The sequence below is a fragment of the Evansella halocellulosilytica genome (assembly GCF_002335745.1).
In the GTDB taxonomy this organism is placed as follows: Bacteria; Bacillota; Bacilli; order Bacillales; family Salisediminibacteriaceae; genus Bacillus_CA; species Bacillus_CA halocellulosilytica.
In genome coordinates this window covers 400,762-415,494 of the sequence record NZ_NIST01000001.1, presented here as the reverse complement: position 1 = coordinate 415,494, position 14,733 = coordinate 400,762, and the positions used below count along the sequence as shown (strand labels likewise).

At 38.4% G+C, this 14,733-nt stretch carries 15 protein-coding genes; 10 read left to right on the top strand and 5 right to left on the bottom strand.

The features are described 5' to 3' along the window. Window positions 1–369 precede the first annotated feature (369 nt). The gene (locus CD001_RS01860; RefSeq protein WP_096185942.1) at window positions 370–732 is read right to left on the bottom strand and encodes a response regulator; all 363 of its coding nucleotides are present in this window, start codon (window positions 730–732) and stop codon (window positions 370–372) included. Window positions 733–877: 145 nt separating this feature from the next. Between CD001_RS01860 and CD001_RS01855 the strand changes: the two genes are divergently transcribed. From CD001_RS01855 to CD001_RS01820, 8 genes are all read left to right on the top strand, one after another. Next, window positions 878–1,564, top strand: coding sequence for a DNA alkylation repair protein (locus tag CD001_RS01855; RefSeq protein WP_096185941.1), 687 nt, complete (start codon window positions 878–880; stop codon window positions 1,562–1,564). A 93-nt stretch (window positions 1,565–1,657) separates the two neighbouring features. Continuing rightward, on the top strand, window positions 1,658–2,359 hold the full coding sequence (locus CD001_RS01850) for a uracil-DNA glycosylase (RefSeq protein ID WP_096185940.1): 702 nt from the start codon (window positions 1,658–1,660) through the stop codon (window positions 2,357–2,359). Next, on the top strand, window positions 2,356–3,183 hold the full coding sequence (locus tag CD001_RS01845) for an aldo/keto reductase (protein ID WP_096185939.1): 828 nt from the start codon (window positions 2,356–2,358) through the stop codon (window positions 3,181–3,183). Before CD001_RS01850 ends, CD001_RS01845 begins: the two co-directional genes overlap by 4 nt. Window positions 3,184–3,222: 39 nt before the next feature. Beyond that, window positions 3,223–4,095: an NAD(P)-dependent oxidoreductase gene (locus CD001_RS01840; RefSeq protein WP_218839271.1), complete on the top strand. Its 873-nt coding sequence runs from the start codon at window positions 3,223–3,225 to the stop codon at window positions 4,093–4,095. Between the two features lie 756 nt (window positions 4,096–4,851). Further along, on the top strand, window positions 4,852–6,987 hold the full coding sequence (locus tag CD001_RS01835) for an ATP-binding protein (RefSeq protein WP_096185937.1): 2,136 nt from the start codon (window positions 4,852–4,854) through the stop codon (window positions 6,985–6,987). A gap of 272 nt (window positions 6,988–7,259) precedes the next feature. Further along, a complete protein-coding gene (locus CD001_RS01830) occupies window positions 7,260–7,934 on the top strand; it encodes an NAD-dependent epimerase/dehydratase family protein (protein ID WP_257009684.1) in 675 nt (224 codons plus the stop codon). Window positions 7,935–7,956: 22 nt separating this feature from the next. Next, the gene (locus CD001_RS01825; protein WP_096185936.1) at window positions 7,957–9,747 is read left to right on the top strand and encodes a M3 family oligoendopeptidase; all 1,791 of its coding nucleotides are present in this window, start codon (window positions 7,957–7,959) and stop codon (window positions 9,745–9,747) included. Window positions 9,748–9,774: 27 nt separating this feature from the next. Next, entirely contained in the window at window positions 9,775–10,086 is a 312-nt protein-coding gene (locus CD001_RS01820) for a YwdI family protein (RefSeq protein ID WP_096185935.1), read from the top strand. Window positions 10,087–10,133: 47 nt separating this feature from the next. Here the strand turns inward: CD001_RS01820 and CD001_RS01815 are convergent, their stop codons facing one another. Further along, window positions 10,134–10,757, bottom strand: a complete 624-nt coding sequence (locus CD001_RS01815; RefSeq protein ID WP_096190455.1) for a GNAT family N-acetyltransferase — start codon at window positions 10,755–10,757, stop codon at window positions 10,134–10,136. Between the two features lie 162 nt (window positions 10,758–10,919). Next, a complete protein-coding gene (locus tag CD001_RS01810) occupies window positions 10,920–12,335 on the bottom strand; it encodes a Na+/H+ antiporter NhaC family protein (protein ID WP_096185934.1) in 1,416 nt (471 codons plus the stop codon). A 350-nt stretch (window positions 12,336–12,685) separates the two neighbouring features. Between CD001_RS01810 and CD001_RS01805 the strand changes: the two genes are divergently transcribed. Further along, window positions 12,686–12,988 (top strand): hypothetical protein, encoded by a 303-nt coding sequence (locus tag CD001_RS01805; RefSeq protein WP_096185933.1) that lies wholly within the window; start codon window positions 12,686–12,688, stop codon window positions 12,986–12,988. Window positions 12,989–13,063: 75 nt separating this feature from the next. Beyond that, window positions 13,064–13,435 (top strand): DUF423 domain-containing protein, encoded by a 372-nt coding sequence (locus tag CD001_RS01800; protein WP_096185932.1) that lies wholly within the window; start codon window positions 13,064–13,066, stop codon window positions 13,433–13,435. A gap of 329 nt (window positions 13,436–13,764) precedes the next feature. On the opposite strand, the gene gerQ is transcribed toward CD001_RS01800, so the two are convergent. Both gerQ and CD001_RS01790 read right to left on the bottom strand, forming a co-directional pair. Further along, window positions 13,765–14,241, bottom strand: coding sequence for a spore coat protein GerQ (gene gerQ / locus CD001_RS01795; protein WP_257009683.1), 477 nt, complete (start codon window positions 14,239–14,241; stop codon window positions 13,765–13,767). Window positions 14,242–14,278: 37 nt separating this feature from the next. Next, window positions 14,279–14,710: a cell wall hydrolase gene (locus tag CD001_RS01790; RefSeq protein WP_096185931.1), complete on the bottom strand. Its 432-nt coding sequence runs from the start codon at window positions 14,708–14,710 to the stop codon at window positions 14,279–14,281. Between the last annotated feature and the right edge of the window lie 23 nt (window positions 14,711–14,733).

The following is a 14,733-nucleotide window of genomic DNA, read 5'->3' as shown; positions in this document are numbered from 1 at the left end:
CATTACAAGAAAGACGGCGGTAATTCGACGATAAGTTGACGACACAGTATGTCAACTTTCTTATATATCCTATCGAAATAATCGGTATTAATATATATTGTATCAGTATTTAAAAACGTCGCAACAAAAGAGCATTAATCTACTATGACGGCCATTTTCTAAACTTATTTTCCTTATTTGTCAAAGCCCGAATTTGGAGACAATGTGACGATTTATTCGAGTAAAATACATCGAACGACGAATTTATCTTGATTTAAAAATTGAGCAGGAAATTTTATTTACGTAAGGAATGTCATAAAGAGAAGGGTGGAGGCAGTAGCTGGATATTAAAACAGACAGGGGAATTTATCCCCTGACTGTAAACGTAGATTATCTGCTTAACGCTTTTTCTAGTGCTTCTTTAATACGCACTTCATCAAAAGGTTTCACAATAAAGTCAACAGCACCTTGTTGTATCGCATCAACGACCATCGTTTGCTGACCCATCGCTGAACACATCACAACTTTAGCTTTCGGATCAAGTTCTTTAATTTGCTTTAATGCTTCAATGCCGTTCATTTCAGGCATCGTAATATCCATCGTAACGAGGTCGGGACGATGTTCGTCAAAAAGCGCGACAGCTTCCTTACCATTTTCGGCTTCACCGACGACTTCATATCCGGCGTCAGTAACAATTTTTTTCAATGTCATTCGCATAAAAGCTGCATCATCAGTAATTAATAATTTAGCCATTGTTGGATTGTTCCCCCTTTTGTAAAACACGATCTAGTAAATATTATCTTTAATATAGTGCGAACGTTATAGATTGTCAATTTAGGGTATGAGACTTAAATACCTTCTTTTTAGTGGAAAATGGAAGGGAATAGGAGCTAATCACATGTATGTAAAAAATTTAAGAGAACGGCTTGAAAATGAGGCGAATCGTGAAACAGCGATCCCGATGGAAAAATATATGAAAAATCACTTTCAATTTTTAGGAATCAAGTCACCTCAACTAAAAGGACAATTAAAACAATTTTTTAACGAAACAGATATATTGAAGGTCGAACCGTTTCCTATACAAGTGATCAATCAGTTATGGGAGCTACCTGAAAGAGAGTATCAGTATGCCGCACTAAACATTTTGCATCGACGACGAAAAGAGCTTCATCGTGACCACATTCGTCTGTTAGAGAAGTTAATCACGACGAAGTCATGGTGGGATACGGTTGATACACTTGCTTCAAATATTGTTGGCCCATTGTTTTTACGAGAACGAGAATTAATAGAAACATATATTTTAAGCTGGCAGACGAGTGAAAACATGTGGTTGCGCCGAACGGCAATATTGCATCAGTTAAAGTATAAAGAGATGACGAATGCTGACCGATTATTTCAGATTATCCGATTAAACCGTCATGACAAAGAATTTTTTATCCAGAAAGCAATTGGCTGGGCTTTGCGAGAGTATTCAAAAACAAATCCTGCATCGGTAGAAGCATTTATAAAAAGTGAAGATCTATCTAAATTAAGTATTCGTGAAGGGATGAAACATTTAAAGAAAGAAGCAGGGAAAAAGTCATAAGTTCCTTGTTTAGCGAACATGTTACACTAAAAGGGTCACACTTACATTTTGAACATCTTATAAAGATAATTTCTTACATTAGAAGGTGATCATATGACAACTTTATCAAATGATTGGGCTGAACATCTGCAAAATGAATTTCAGAAAGACTACTATCTTGAACTAAGGGAATTTTTGAAAAAACAATATAAGGAGCAGACAGTTTATCCTAATATGTATGATATCTTTCACGCATTACATACGACATCCTATGAAAATACGAAAGCAGTCATATTAGGGCAAGACCCTTATCACGGCCCTGGTCAAGCGCACGGCTTAAGTTTCTCAGTGAAGCCTGGTGTCCGTATCCCACCATCGCTGAAAAATATTTATAAAGAAATGAATCATGATTTAGGGCATCCGATTCCGTCTCATGGATATTTACAAAAATGGGCGGAAGAAGGCGTTCTATTACTCAATACAGTATTGACCGTTCAAGCTGGTTTAGCACATTCACATAAAGGCAGAGGATGGGAGCAGTTTACAGATCAAGTGATCAGAGTGCTGAACGCACGGGAAAAGCCAGTCGTTTTTATCTTGTGGGGAAAACCTGCTCAGCAAAAAGAAGAGCTCATTACAAATGACCATCATTTTATCATTAAATCGCCCCATCCGAGCCCGTTTTCTGCAAATCGCGGCTTTTTCGGCAGCAAACCTTTTTCAAAAACAAACGAGTATTTAAGACAAATCGGTTCAGAGGAACTCGATTGGTCGCTACCTGAATATGTTCCTAATGAAAAGGGGGGAAGGAAATGACAGACAGTATTACATCAACGGTTACACTCAATAACGGAGTCAAAATGCCTTGGTTAGGCTTAGGAGTTTATAAAGTTGAAGATGGGGAAGAAGTGAAAAATGCTGTTAAAACAGCCTTGGATGCCGGCTATCGAAGCATAGATACAGCAGCCTTTTATAATAATGAACAAGGTGTTGGTGAAGCGATTTGTGAGGAAAATGTCCCTCGGGACGAACTGTTTATCACGACAAAAGTATGGAATGATGACCAAGGATATGAAGAGACGTTGCGAGCGTTTGAAAAAAGCCGTGAAAAATTAGGATTCGAAGTCATTGATTTATATTTAATTCACTGGCCTGTTACCGGAAAGTTTAAAGAAACGTGGAAAGCAATGGAGCATCTCTATGAGGAAGGGAAAGTCCGGGCGATCGGAGTCAGTAATTTTAACATTTCTCACTTAGAGCAATTGTTGGATGATGCGAAGGTCGTTCCAGTCGTAAATCAAGTAGAATATCATCCGCTTCTGACACAAGAGGAACTGCATCGTTATTGTAAGAAACATAACATCCAACTTGAAGCTTGGAGTCCTTTAATGCGTGGCCGAATGTTCGGTACTCCACTATTAGTGGAGCTAAGCAAGAAATATCGTAAAACAGAAGCACAAATTCTTTTACGCTGGGATTTACAAAATCATGTCGTAACGATCCCTAAATCCGTTACGCCATCGAGAATTAAGGAAAATGCAGAGATCTTTGATTTCAAGTTAAGTGAAGAAGATGTTGAAAGACTTCAACGATGCAATGAAAATAAACGTTTTGGCTCTGACCCAAGTAAATATAAGTAGGAATGAACAGATAGATTAAGAGTAAAGGGGTTGTGCATGATGGAACAAAAAGTGATTGGATTTATTGGTACTGGTGTAATGGGAAAAAGTATGGCACTCCATCTTTTACAAGGTGGTTATTCCGTAAACGTTTATAATCGGACGAAGACAAAAACAGACGAACTAGTCAATGAAGGGGCTACCTGGTGCAATACGATTAAAGAGCTTGCTGTAAAATCAGATATTATTATTACAATCGTTGGTTATCCAGCTGATGTAGAGCAAGTATATTTAAGCGAAGATGGATTAATTCATCATGCAAAGCCGGGCACTTTACTCGTCGATATGACGACATCGACGCCCTCTCTCGCTAAAAAGATCGCTGCTGCTGCTAGGGAGAAAGAGATGTATGCATTTGATGCGCCAGTTTCAGGTGGAGATATTGGTGCTCGAGAAGCAAAGCTGGCGATTATGGTTGGTGGCGATGAAGAGGTGTTTCAATCGTTGCTGCCAGTCTTTTCGTTAATGGGAACGAACATTCAACATCAAGGTGAAGCAGGTGCTGGACAATTTACGAAGATGGCGAATCAAATTGCGATTGCGAGTACAATGATGGGTGTTTGTGAAGCGATGGTATATGCCGAAAAAGCAGGTCTAGATCAAGTTAAGGTTTTAAAAAGTATTGAGTCAGGAGCGGCTGGAAGCTTTTCTTTAAGTAAGTTAGCACCGCGAATGATCGAAGGCGATTTTGAGCCTGGATTTTATATCAAACACTTTATAAAAGATATGAAAATAGCGATTCAGTCAGCAGAAGAAATGGGTCTTAATACGCCAGGCCTAACCCAAGCAAAACAATTGTACGAGCATCTTGCTGAAAAAGGTGAAGAAAACGCTGGAACACAGGCACTGTATAAATACTATTTAAACATGTAGTGGTCGTAGTTTAACAACCTTAAAGAGAAATGAGGGTATCGCAAAAGTATATGCTTTTGGCGATACCCTCGTTTGTTATTGGAGTTATTATTCAGGAGTGGGACGTGTATTCCGTTATTTGTGACAAAAACGTTGTTTATACAATACTTTAGGACATAGGATTCGCTATTTAACGTTAAAGCGGTTCATTATTCATCATTATTAGCAAATGGCGCATTCGTTGTTCGATTAACCTTTGAAACTACCTCTTTTTTAGCAAATAGCGTACTCGTTGTCCTCCAAAAAGGTATCAAACAGGCAGGGGGTTTTTCCTGCCAAGCGATCCGCATGCTAGTCTTGACGGTACAAATAGTAATTTATGTACCGCCAAGGAGCCAGAATGCGCCTCTTGGCGGTACAGTTAAGGTCTTATTCAACCTCCAATTGCCTCTTTTTTTACTAATAGAGAACTTATTATCCGCCAATAGAGAATGCGCTTTGCTCTGCTCCGCGCATGAAGACAGCAATAAAAATCGCAATAGCGTACTCGTTGTCTGATCAACCCTTGTCAATCCCCCTTTTTTTAGCTAGTAACGCATTCATTGTCCGAATACATGTCGATTCTAGTTAGAATGTGTCGAATAAATCACCAATTGGCATCATTTTTGTACTATAATAGTTAAAGTGTTAATAGATTGATCAAATAGAATAGAATTTTGTATAAATAGCAGAATCATTATTCGTAATAAGCTAAGTTTTGTTTAAAGGAGTAAGAGGATGTTTCAAACGTTGCGATCAAAGCTGCTCGTCTTTTTTCTACTAATCACATTCATTCCAATGCTGATTATCGGAACGATGGGTTTCTTTGCTCAAAAAAATGATATAACTGAAAGTGTAGAACATTCATTATCGATGAATAGTGAAAGAATGGCTTTAGAAGTAAAGGCATTTATTCAGGAACGATTGAATGATGTACGATATATTGCTAGAAATCCAATATTTACTGATGAAGACAGTACCTCTTTAGAAATACGTGAACAGTTTCAACAGTTTCTTGATGTACACTCAATCTACTCTGGTGGAATATTTGTCGATACGGATGGGACGGTTATAGCAGACAGTGACATTGGTACGATGGGGTCCGACATAGCCGATCGACCTTGGTTTCCGATTGCATTAGAAGGAAATGTATTTATGTCAGATCTTTATTATTCTCAGTTTCTACACCAGACACTATTCGTTCTTGCAGCTCCGGTCTACAATTATAATCAGGATGTGATCGGAGTCATTTCACCGATTTTCGATATTGATGAATTGTATAGAACGATTAGAGATTATAATGAAAAGCAACAAGGCTCTGATTCAAGCGGTTATGCTTTTTTAGTAAATGGTGAAGGACAAATTATTTCACATCCGGACCAAGAACAAATCTTTAACTATAACTACTTTGAAGAATACGAGCTGGAAAAACAGGAAATTATCGAAGTGGCTACGGACCAGTATTTATTAACGATTGAAGCAGAAAATGAAGTACATTCTTTTTCTAAAATTGAGAAAATGCCTGGCTTTGAGCATGATTGGTATATAGGCGTTTCCGTGAATAAAGACGAATTGTATGAACCGCTGACAAAGCTGTTACAGCAATATGTTGTCGTGTTTGGTATCGTATTAGTCGTTACAACAATGGCTGTCGTACGTCTCTCAAATTATCTCGTTCGACCAGTACAGCGTCTTGTCAAAACGACGAATGATTTCGCGTTAGGGAAGAAGCAGCCGCGAGAATTTATAAATGCATATGAAGAAATTAACCAATTAAATAACACATTCAACCAAATGACTGAAAAGCTTGAGGAACGGGAAAACAGCCATAAAAAGTCTACATTAATATTACAGACGACCGACAATGGTGTATTCGCAATTAATCGTAAAGATAATAAAATCACTCTGTTCAATCGAAAGTGTGAAAAGCTGTTTTCTGTTGATCAAGGTGAAATTGTCGGGAAAACATTACAGGAAATTGACCATGTTTCAGAAGCATTTAATAAGGTCGTAGCAGAAGCAGGGCTCGTTCATATACTTGGGAGAGAAGCCGTAAAGCAATCATTTGAAATCGAATGTAAACTCGGTGATGAGTCTAAATACTTCTTTATTAGTATTTCTACGTTACCGAATCTGGAAAATCCGTCAGAACATGATGAAATGCTTGTCATTCTTTCTGACTTAACGGAAAAGCGGCTGATGGAAAAAGAACTAATTCGCTCTGAAAAATTGAAAGTAGTCGGAGAAATGTCAGCAGGTCTTGCTCATGAAATAAGGAATCCGTTAACGACGATACGAGGCTGCATTCAATTAATAGATAAAAATGAAAGCAAAGAAGATCAATATCACCAATTAATCATGAATGAAATCGACCGTGTAAATAAGATTATTACGGATCTCCTAAATATAGCTAATCCATCACCTGTAGAAAAATTAGCGGAGACAAATATTGAAGACATGCTGCAAGATTTACTAACTCTTCATCAAACACAATTAAACGATCGAAAGATAAAAGTTCAACAACATTTTGGCAAAGATTTGCCAAAAGTTGTATTGGATGAAAACAAATTAAAGCAAGTTTTTCTAAATCTCATTCAAAATGCGATCGAAGCAATGAAAGGTGGAGGTTATTTAATGATTCAGACCTCATACGATGATCAAATAGAGATTAGAATTAAAGATACAGGCGTTGGCATGGATAAGCATACGTTAAATAAATTAGGAACACCTTTTTTTACCACGAAAGAAACAGGAACAGGGTTAGGATTGACGATAAGTTACAAAATCATTAACGAAATGGGCGGATCAATTACGGCTTCATCTAAACTTAATGAAGGGACGACTTTTAAAATTCGCTTACCTGTTAAACGATGAAACGTCAAAATAAGAGAGTAGAGGGGCTTTCTCGCTTTAAGTGAGCGGCCTCTTTTTTGTTGTTTAGCTTTATGGCAATAACTGTTTGACTGAAGTGTGTATTTTCAGAAAAAACGGACAAAATATAGTACGATTCTTTCATTTTTCCTAACTTTCATGGTACATTGTTTATAACACACCTTACACCATGTTCATGGAGCGTATCCGTTTTGTCACGACATTGCTCCAACAAGCATGGTGTTAAAAATATGATCAAGATGGAGGGCAGAAGGTTGAAAAAAGCCTTAATAGCTGGTGCTACAGGATTAATAGGAAAGCAGTTAGTGCGAGAGCTTATCGCTGGCGGATACTACAGTGAAGTTCATATTTTGTCGAGAAAACAAACATCATTCAATGATCAACATGTCATTGAACATGTCATTGATTATGACAGTCTCGAACAATATGACCATCTATTCGAAAGTATAGATGATGTTTTTATCTGTTTAGGAACAACGATGAAAAAAGCAAAAACGAAAAAACAGTTTATAAAGGTTGATTATGTATATCCAACAAAAATAGCGGAGTTATCACAAAAAGCAGGAGTAAAAAAGCTCCTTGTCGTTTCTGCAATAGGTTCAGACAGGGAATCTCGTTTTTTCTATAATCGTGTAAAGGGAAAGTTAGAAGAAGCTTTAGTCATATTAAACCTCCCGTCATTACACATATTTCGCCCATCTTTATTAATTGGTGAAAGAGAGGAATTCCGTTTGGGCGAACAAGCAGCGGCTTATTTTACTGCCCCAGTATCGTTTTTATTAGCAGGACCACTCGAAAAGTACAAACCAGTAAAAGGGAAGGATGTTGCAGCAGTCATGAGAGCTGTTGCACAAGAGGAAAGCAGAGGTGTACATATTTACGAATCGGATAAAATTCGTCACCTCGGAAAAGTATTAATGAACAAGTAAAAAAAGAGGAGGAGAAGTACATATGGGGAAAAAATATAGTGAAGTTTGGGACTTGGATGCAATTTTTCCAGGCGGAAGTCATTCAGAAGAATATGACCTTTTTTTAAACGAACTTGAAAGGGATCTCGTGACATTTCAACATGATTTAGATCAATTAAAAGAAAAGAATGAAGTAAGTGTACAGACGTGGGCAGAGATGATCGGATTTGCACAGGAAGTTGGCAAGAAAGTCCGTCAAGGTGGAGCTTTTGTCAGTTGTTTAACTGCACAAAATGTTAAAGATGATAAAGCAAAACTACTTACAGGCAGAATAAAACAGCTTTCCTCACTATACTCTGCCGTGTTAACGTCGATTGATGAACAGTTGCTAGCTTTTTCTGAAAGCGAGTGGAAACAATTTGTTCAGTTAGAAGAATTGAAGCCATTAACGTATAATTTAAATGAAAGACGAGAGAATGCGAAAGAAAAGCTTTCTGGAGATAAGGAAAAACTGATTCAGACTTTGTCTGTTGACGGATATCATGCGTGGGGTGACTTTTACAATACGATCGTCGGCCGAATGACAGTTGATATCGAAGAAAACGGAGAAACAAAATCGTTATCAGTCGGACAAGCTCAAAATAAGATGAGTGATAAAAATCGTGCTGTCCGGACACATGTTTTTGAACAAAGTGAAAAAGCTTGGGCAAAGGAGTCTGAACTGTTTGCGAATACATTGAATCACTTAGCCGGTTTTAGACTGCAAACATATGATGCGAGAGGCTGGGACGATGTCTTAAAAGAACCGCTTCAAATCAATCGGATGAAAAAGGAAACATTAAATGTAATGTGGGATACGATTACAAAAAATAAGCCTACATTTACGAAATATTTAAAGAGAAAGGCTGAATTGCTAGGACTTGAACGTTTAGACATGGTTGATATTAGTGCGCCGTTATCTGATAATGTAGAAGAAGTAAGCTATGATAAAGCAGCAGAAATGATTACAGAACAATTCCATACGTTTAGTCCGAAAATGGCTGATTTTGCAAAGATGGCATTTGAAAAAAGCTGGATTGAAGCAGAAAGCCGTCCAGGAAAGCGTCCTGGTGGGTTTTGTACGAGCTTTCCGGTGTCTGAAGAGTCACGAATCTTTATGACTTATGATGGCTCAGCTTCAAATGTGGCAACACTTGCCCACGAATTAGGGCACGCTTATCATCAGCATGTCATGAATGATTTACCGCAAATGGCGCAAAGATATGCGATGAATGTTGCAGAGACAGCTTCTACTTTTGCAGAAATGATCGTGGCTGATGCTACAGTGAAAACGGCAGAATCAAAAGAAGCTAAAATCCAATTACTCGATGACAAATTAAATCGCAGCATTGCGTTCTTTATGAACATTCATGCCCGATTCCTATTTGAAACACGCTTTTATGAAGAGCGTAAAAAAGGACTTGTCAGTGTACACCGGTTAAATGAAATAATGCTTGAAGCACAGAAAGAAGCTTATTGTGATTCGTTAGGGAACTACTCGCCTCACTTCTGGGCATCTAAACTTCATTTCCACATTACAGGTGTACCATTCTATAACTTCCCGTATACATTCGGTTATTTATTTAGTATGGGGATTTATGCAAAGGCTGCTGAAGGTGGAGAAGACTTTGAAGAACGCTATGTCTCTTTACTGCGAGACACAGGGCGTATGGAAGTCGAAGATTTAGCGGCAAAACATTTAGATGTAGACCTAACAAAACCAGATTTTTGGCAGCAAGCGATTGATTTAATTAAAGAAGATTTAGATACATTTATGGCGTTAACGGAAAAATAAGATTGTATCAGAAAGGAGAGAAGGTCGGTGAACATCCCAGCAGAGATCGTCTTAGAGAAAATGGAGGAAGAATTAAAGCGTTTGAAAGCTGTTCTTCATGAACAGCCTTCCTCCCCGGCCTATCGTGAACATGCAGCAACGATGAAGTCTTATTGTGAGCCGCTCCTTTCAACAGAAGGTTCACGACAGAAGGAGGCACCCAAAGTTCAACACGCCTCAGTTGAAGAGGTAAGGGGAAAGAATGAATCTTCTTCATTAGAGAAGCGTCATCCAAGTGGAAAGTCACGTATTTATGATGACGGCGATGAACCTGAAAGTGACAGTTTGTTTGATTTTTAACTGAAATTTTGTAAGTTGTTATCATACAAGAAACCCAAGCTTTGTTGTCAATGGCTTGGGTTTCTCCATTCTACGATGATACCGTAATGGAGTGATTCCTCATCGTCTAAATAATTCGGCATGATTTGTTTTACTGTCAACCCTTGCTTTAATATAAAAGATAAAACGAGGTCTTGAATGTTACCAGTACTCACGCTCTTTACATACTCATCAACTGTCATTTTTCCTGCAAATTCATGAAAATTTGGGATTCTACAGCCAGCAATAAAGCGTTTCAAGCTGTTCGTGATGACAAATTGTTTACGCGCATCGTAAAGCGCTTTTGCAACTCTTTTACTACGAAATTTCGGTCTGACACAAACGTCAATCCCGTATAAAGTATCTCCATTTGGATCGTGACTGTTTTTAATGTAGCCGTTGTCAGCAATTTGCTCCCACGTATGATCAGAGCCATCATAATCAATGATGACAGAAGTTGCGGATCCTGCTGCTTCACCACCAATTTCAGCAATCAATCCCCCGTTTCGGAAGGTGTGAACATGGGAGTGTATTTGTTCTTTTGACCACCATAACTCTTCTGGAAAAGGAGGGGGGAAAGCTTCCTTTTGAATGGTTAACAGGTCATGAAAATCATCCATTGTATAAGGGCGGACTGTTAAAGAAGTTTTCATTGCAGGCACCGTTCCTTTCCTTTGTAAGGGAAAAAAGAGCCATGAGACGTGAATTTGAAGGGTTTTTCCCCGAAGATGTTGCACTCCTTAAGGATTAAATCGATTATAAAGGAAATCACGATATTTGTCTGCAACTAGTAGTTCAATGTTCACAATGAATGGTCAAAAAATGAATGGATAGAGTAAATACAACCCTGATGCTAAACTTGCTGCAATGATTGCAGGTTTCCACTTGAATTTTGCATACTCAACTGAATTTAAACTTAATATTCCAGCTGTCGTATTCGTATCATCACTTAAAGGTGAAGCAAATGACCCGAATGTACCACTAGCAAAGACAGCGCCGATAACGAAAGGGAGTGACGCTCCGCTTGCACCGGCAATCGAAACACCAATGGGCATTAAAATTCCCCAAGTTCCCCATGCTGAACCGATAAAATATGAAAGTCCGCAGCCAAGAACAAAGACGATGACTCCGACAAAGCTTGGAGGAATCCAAGCAAAGGCTTCAGAAATTATTTGAGCAAAGCCTAATGATTCACTTCCTTCTCCTAACGCCCATATGACTGTAAGTAGAAGAATGACGCTCATCATATCATTGCCGCCTTCTATTATATATTTCATCATTTTGCTCATCGTAAAACCTTGAAACTTAAGGAGGAGAGCGAGTCCGACTAATGTTAATAATAGAGCGAGCACCATCGCGTCTAACACATTTGCTTCGATCCAAATAGCGAGCCCTTCACCACCTTCACGGACCCCTAATATGTACATAAAAAGAAACGTAAATCCGATGATACTAATAATCGGAAAAATTAAATTCCACGGTTTCACCGGAATATTTCTTGCTACACATGGATGACAGTCCTCCCACGTTTTTTCATCCGGGATTTCATTATGTTCATTTTCTTCCTCTTTTTCACTTAAAGGAGGGTGGGGCGTTTTATGAAAAATACTATAATAAACACCTAATAAGATCATAAGAAAAGCAAAGAAATTGAAAGGAATACTCGTTAAAAATAACCGGTAGCTGTCACCCGTTATTTCAGCTTGGTGAATGGATAATTCGATAACCGAAGTCATGTATCCGACAAAAGCAGTAGCTAATGGTATTAAAACGATCACAGGTGTAGCTGTCGTTTCAATGACGAAGCCGAGCTCTTGACGGGACATTGGAAGCTTTTTGAGCAATGCTCGCATCACAGGCGTGATCGTTACGATTCGAAAGCTTGGCGCGCTAAAAGTTGCCAGTGCTGAAATCCACGTAAGAAAAATAGCGCTTCTTCTTGTAGTAATCCTCTCAGAAGCAATCTTAACGAAGCCTTTAATTCCGCCAGAAATTTTCATTAATCCGACTACAGCAGAAAATAAATAAAGGAACCAAATAATTTTTAAGTTACTTCCATCATGAAAAGCAGAAGTAAAGTAATACAATAATGATTCCAACCCTCCAATTAAATTGGGAGTGTCTATATATGCAGCGACAACAACACCAGCGAATAAACTTGGAATTACTTGTTTTGTTGTAAGTGCAAGGATAAGTACAACGATAAAAGGTAGTACTGGCAACCATTCCATCTTATTATGTATCCTCTCTTTCTCTTTACATAAATGAACGTCAAACCTTCCAAGATATGAGTAAACCACGGAAGTCGTGATTTTTGGACGGCGACTTTTTATGAAACGAGTATCTCCTACCGTGTAAGTTTAAAAACGTAGTGACAAGCAGAAGGCTGTTACACTTATTTAGTGTGGTTTTTCATCTATTGTTGTATTCAATAAAAAAAGTTAGTCGGTTTAAGGTGCATTGAGGTAGTTTGTTGATTTTCGTCATCAACAATGAAATCTAACATAACTTAGTGGCTTGTTGGAAATATACATGGAAAATAAATAATCGGACACAATGAAAAAAAGAAAGGAGTGGTCATGTGATATTCAATAATGGGAATGTAGGTATTCCGATATTTTTCCGTTTTGCAGGTCAGGAAACTCAAGATGCAAAATTACATGATGATCGTTACGAATTATATGTTAATCATCATTACGTTGGTGATCATACGATGTACGCAGAAAAGGAAAATGCTCAAGCGATCGCTGATTTTTTACATCAACAAGGCTTTAAGCATGTAAATTTAGAAGTGAACGGTGATCACATTGTCATTCACAGTACAACGAATGAGGAAGCAGAAAGAATGGAAAATGCTTTAAGGGTGTATGTTCATAATCGTTAAGTTAGTTGGTCAATGATGAAAAGTTATGATATTCTTTGTTCAGGATGATTAATTGAACAAAGGAGTTTGCGCCATATGAAACTATTTTTAATGATAGGTAGCATTTGTGCCTTTTTATTCGTAGCTTTAGGTGCTTTCGGTGCACATGCACTTAAACCGAGACTGGAAGCAGCGGGTCATTTAGAAACTTGGAATACTGCAGTACAATATCATATGATTCATTCAGTAGCGATTGTAAGTGTAGCAATTCTCATACAGCAAATGGGAGCCTCCGGGTCACTTTATGGAGCAGGATGGGCGTTTTTTATTGGTATTTTAATTTTCTCTGGAAGTTTATACGTCCTCAGTCTGACTGGAATTGGCGTATTAGGAGCGATTACACCTATTGGTGGATTAGCCTTTTTAATTGGCTGGGTATTACTTTTCGTAGCAGCATTGTCACTTTAATAAATAAGGTTATTTTAAGAGGGCTGTCCAAAAAGTATTTTGAGGACACCCTTTCTTTTATTAAATTAAATAGAATTCGAAATCACTATCGCCGGACGCTTTTACCCTAAGGAACAAATGTGACATCTACTCATGCTGCACTTTTCCGAGGGGAATGCCTCAACTTCCTATTGCCACACTAGATGTACCTGAGACAACCCTATTTTTACAATGAAACGTCACCTTTAACAAACAAAAATAGCTTAGTTAGAGAGTTAGATGACCTCTCATGAACTAAGCTACCTTTTCGTTTTATAAATTTTTTGTTGAGACTTTTAATTTCATGTTTTTTATCTTGGTGGGTAGGTCGCTAATTCTTGTGCTGGGTCTGCTTCATTAAATGGATATTCGTATTCTAATGGTTCATCAAATGTTACATAATCTAAGTTTACCATTAACAATAAATATCTTTTTCCAGTTTGTGGGTCGCTAATAATGATATGGTCGCGTCCAGCCGCCTCAATAACTCCTTTAAATACTTTCGCATTCCATTTCTCATTTTGTTCAAAAGTCATATAAAACGTACCGACTTTGCCCCGGTTCAAGCGAAGAATATTCTCGATATAAGACTGCTCAATAGGGAGCATTCCAGGGACATCTAATAACTGTTGCTGCGGTGGTTGTTGAGCGAATTGAGGTATTTGCTGCATTTGTCTAGTTGGTTGGACCCCTCCGGGCATCTGTACTGGATAGCCTTGGCCTGCTTGTTGCTGAAAACCCCCGTATGCTCCGGCATTTGGAGAGAATTGCCCTCCTGTTGGATACATGTGACCACTCCTTTTTTAAAATGAAATAAAGAAAAAGTTAAAAGGTTTCATATACTGATGGACATTCACTTGCTAGAGGTGTGTAAAAGCAATGTAGTTTATAACGTCCTGAGTTCCATTGTCCCCACCACTGCTCGGGACAAGGACCGTCTGGGCGGAAAAACCAAAGTGAAAATTCTGCTGGACCATAACGGTTTCCTTGAATGAGCTTCCTAGCAAGTCTCTGTTCCCTTTCTCTCGCTCTCTGATAGAAATAACCTTTTTGAACAGCTTCAAACCCGCCAGGTGATTGGAATACCATTCTTTCGACATCATTAATATCTTCAAAGTCAAGACACCTTGCCCTTACCCGATTCACCATGGTGTTACCTGCTTTCAGCATGCCTAGTTCGCCTTCACCTTCTGCTTCTGCACGCATTAAACGGGCTAATAACTTAACATCCTCTGAATTTGTCTGAATGACGGCCAAACGAACACCTCCTTTATGTTCTT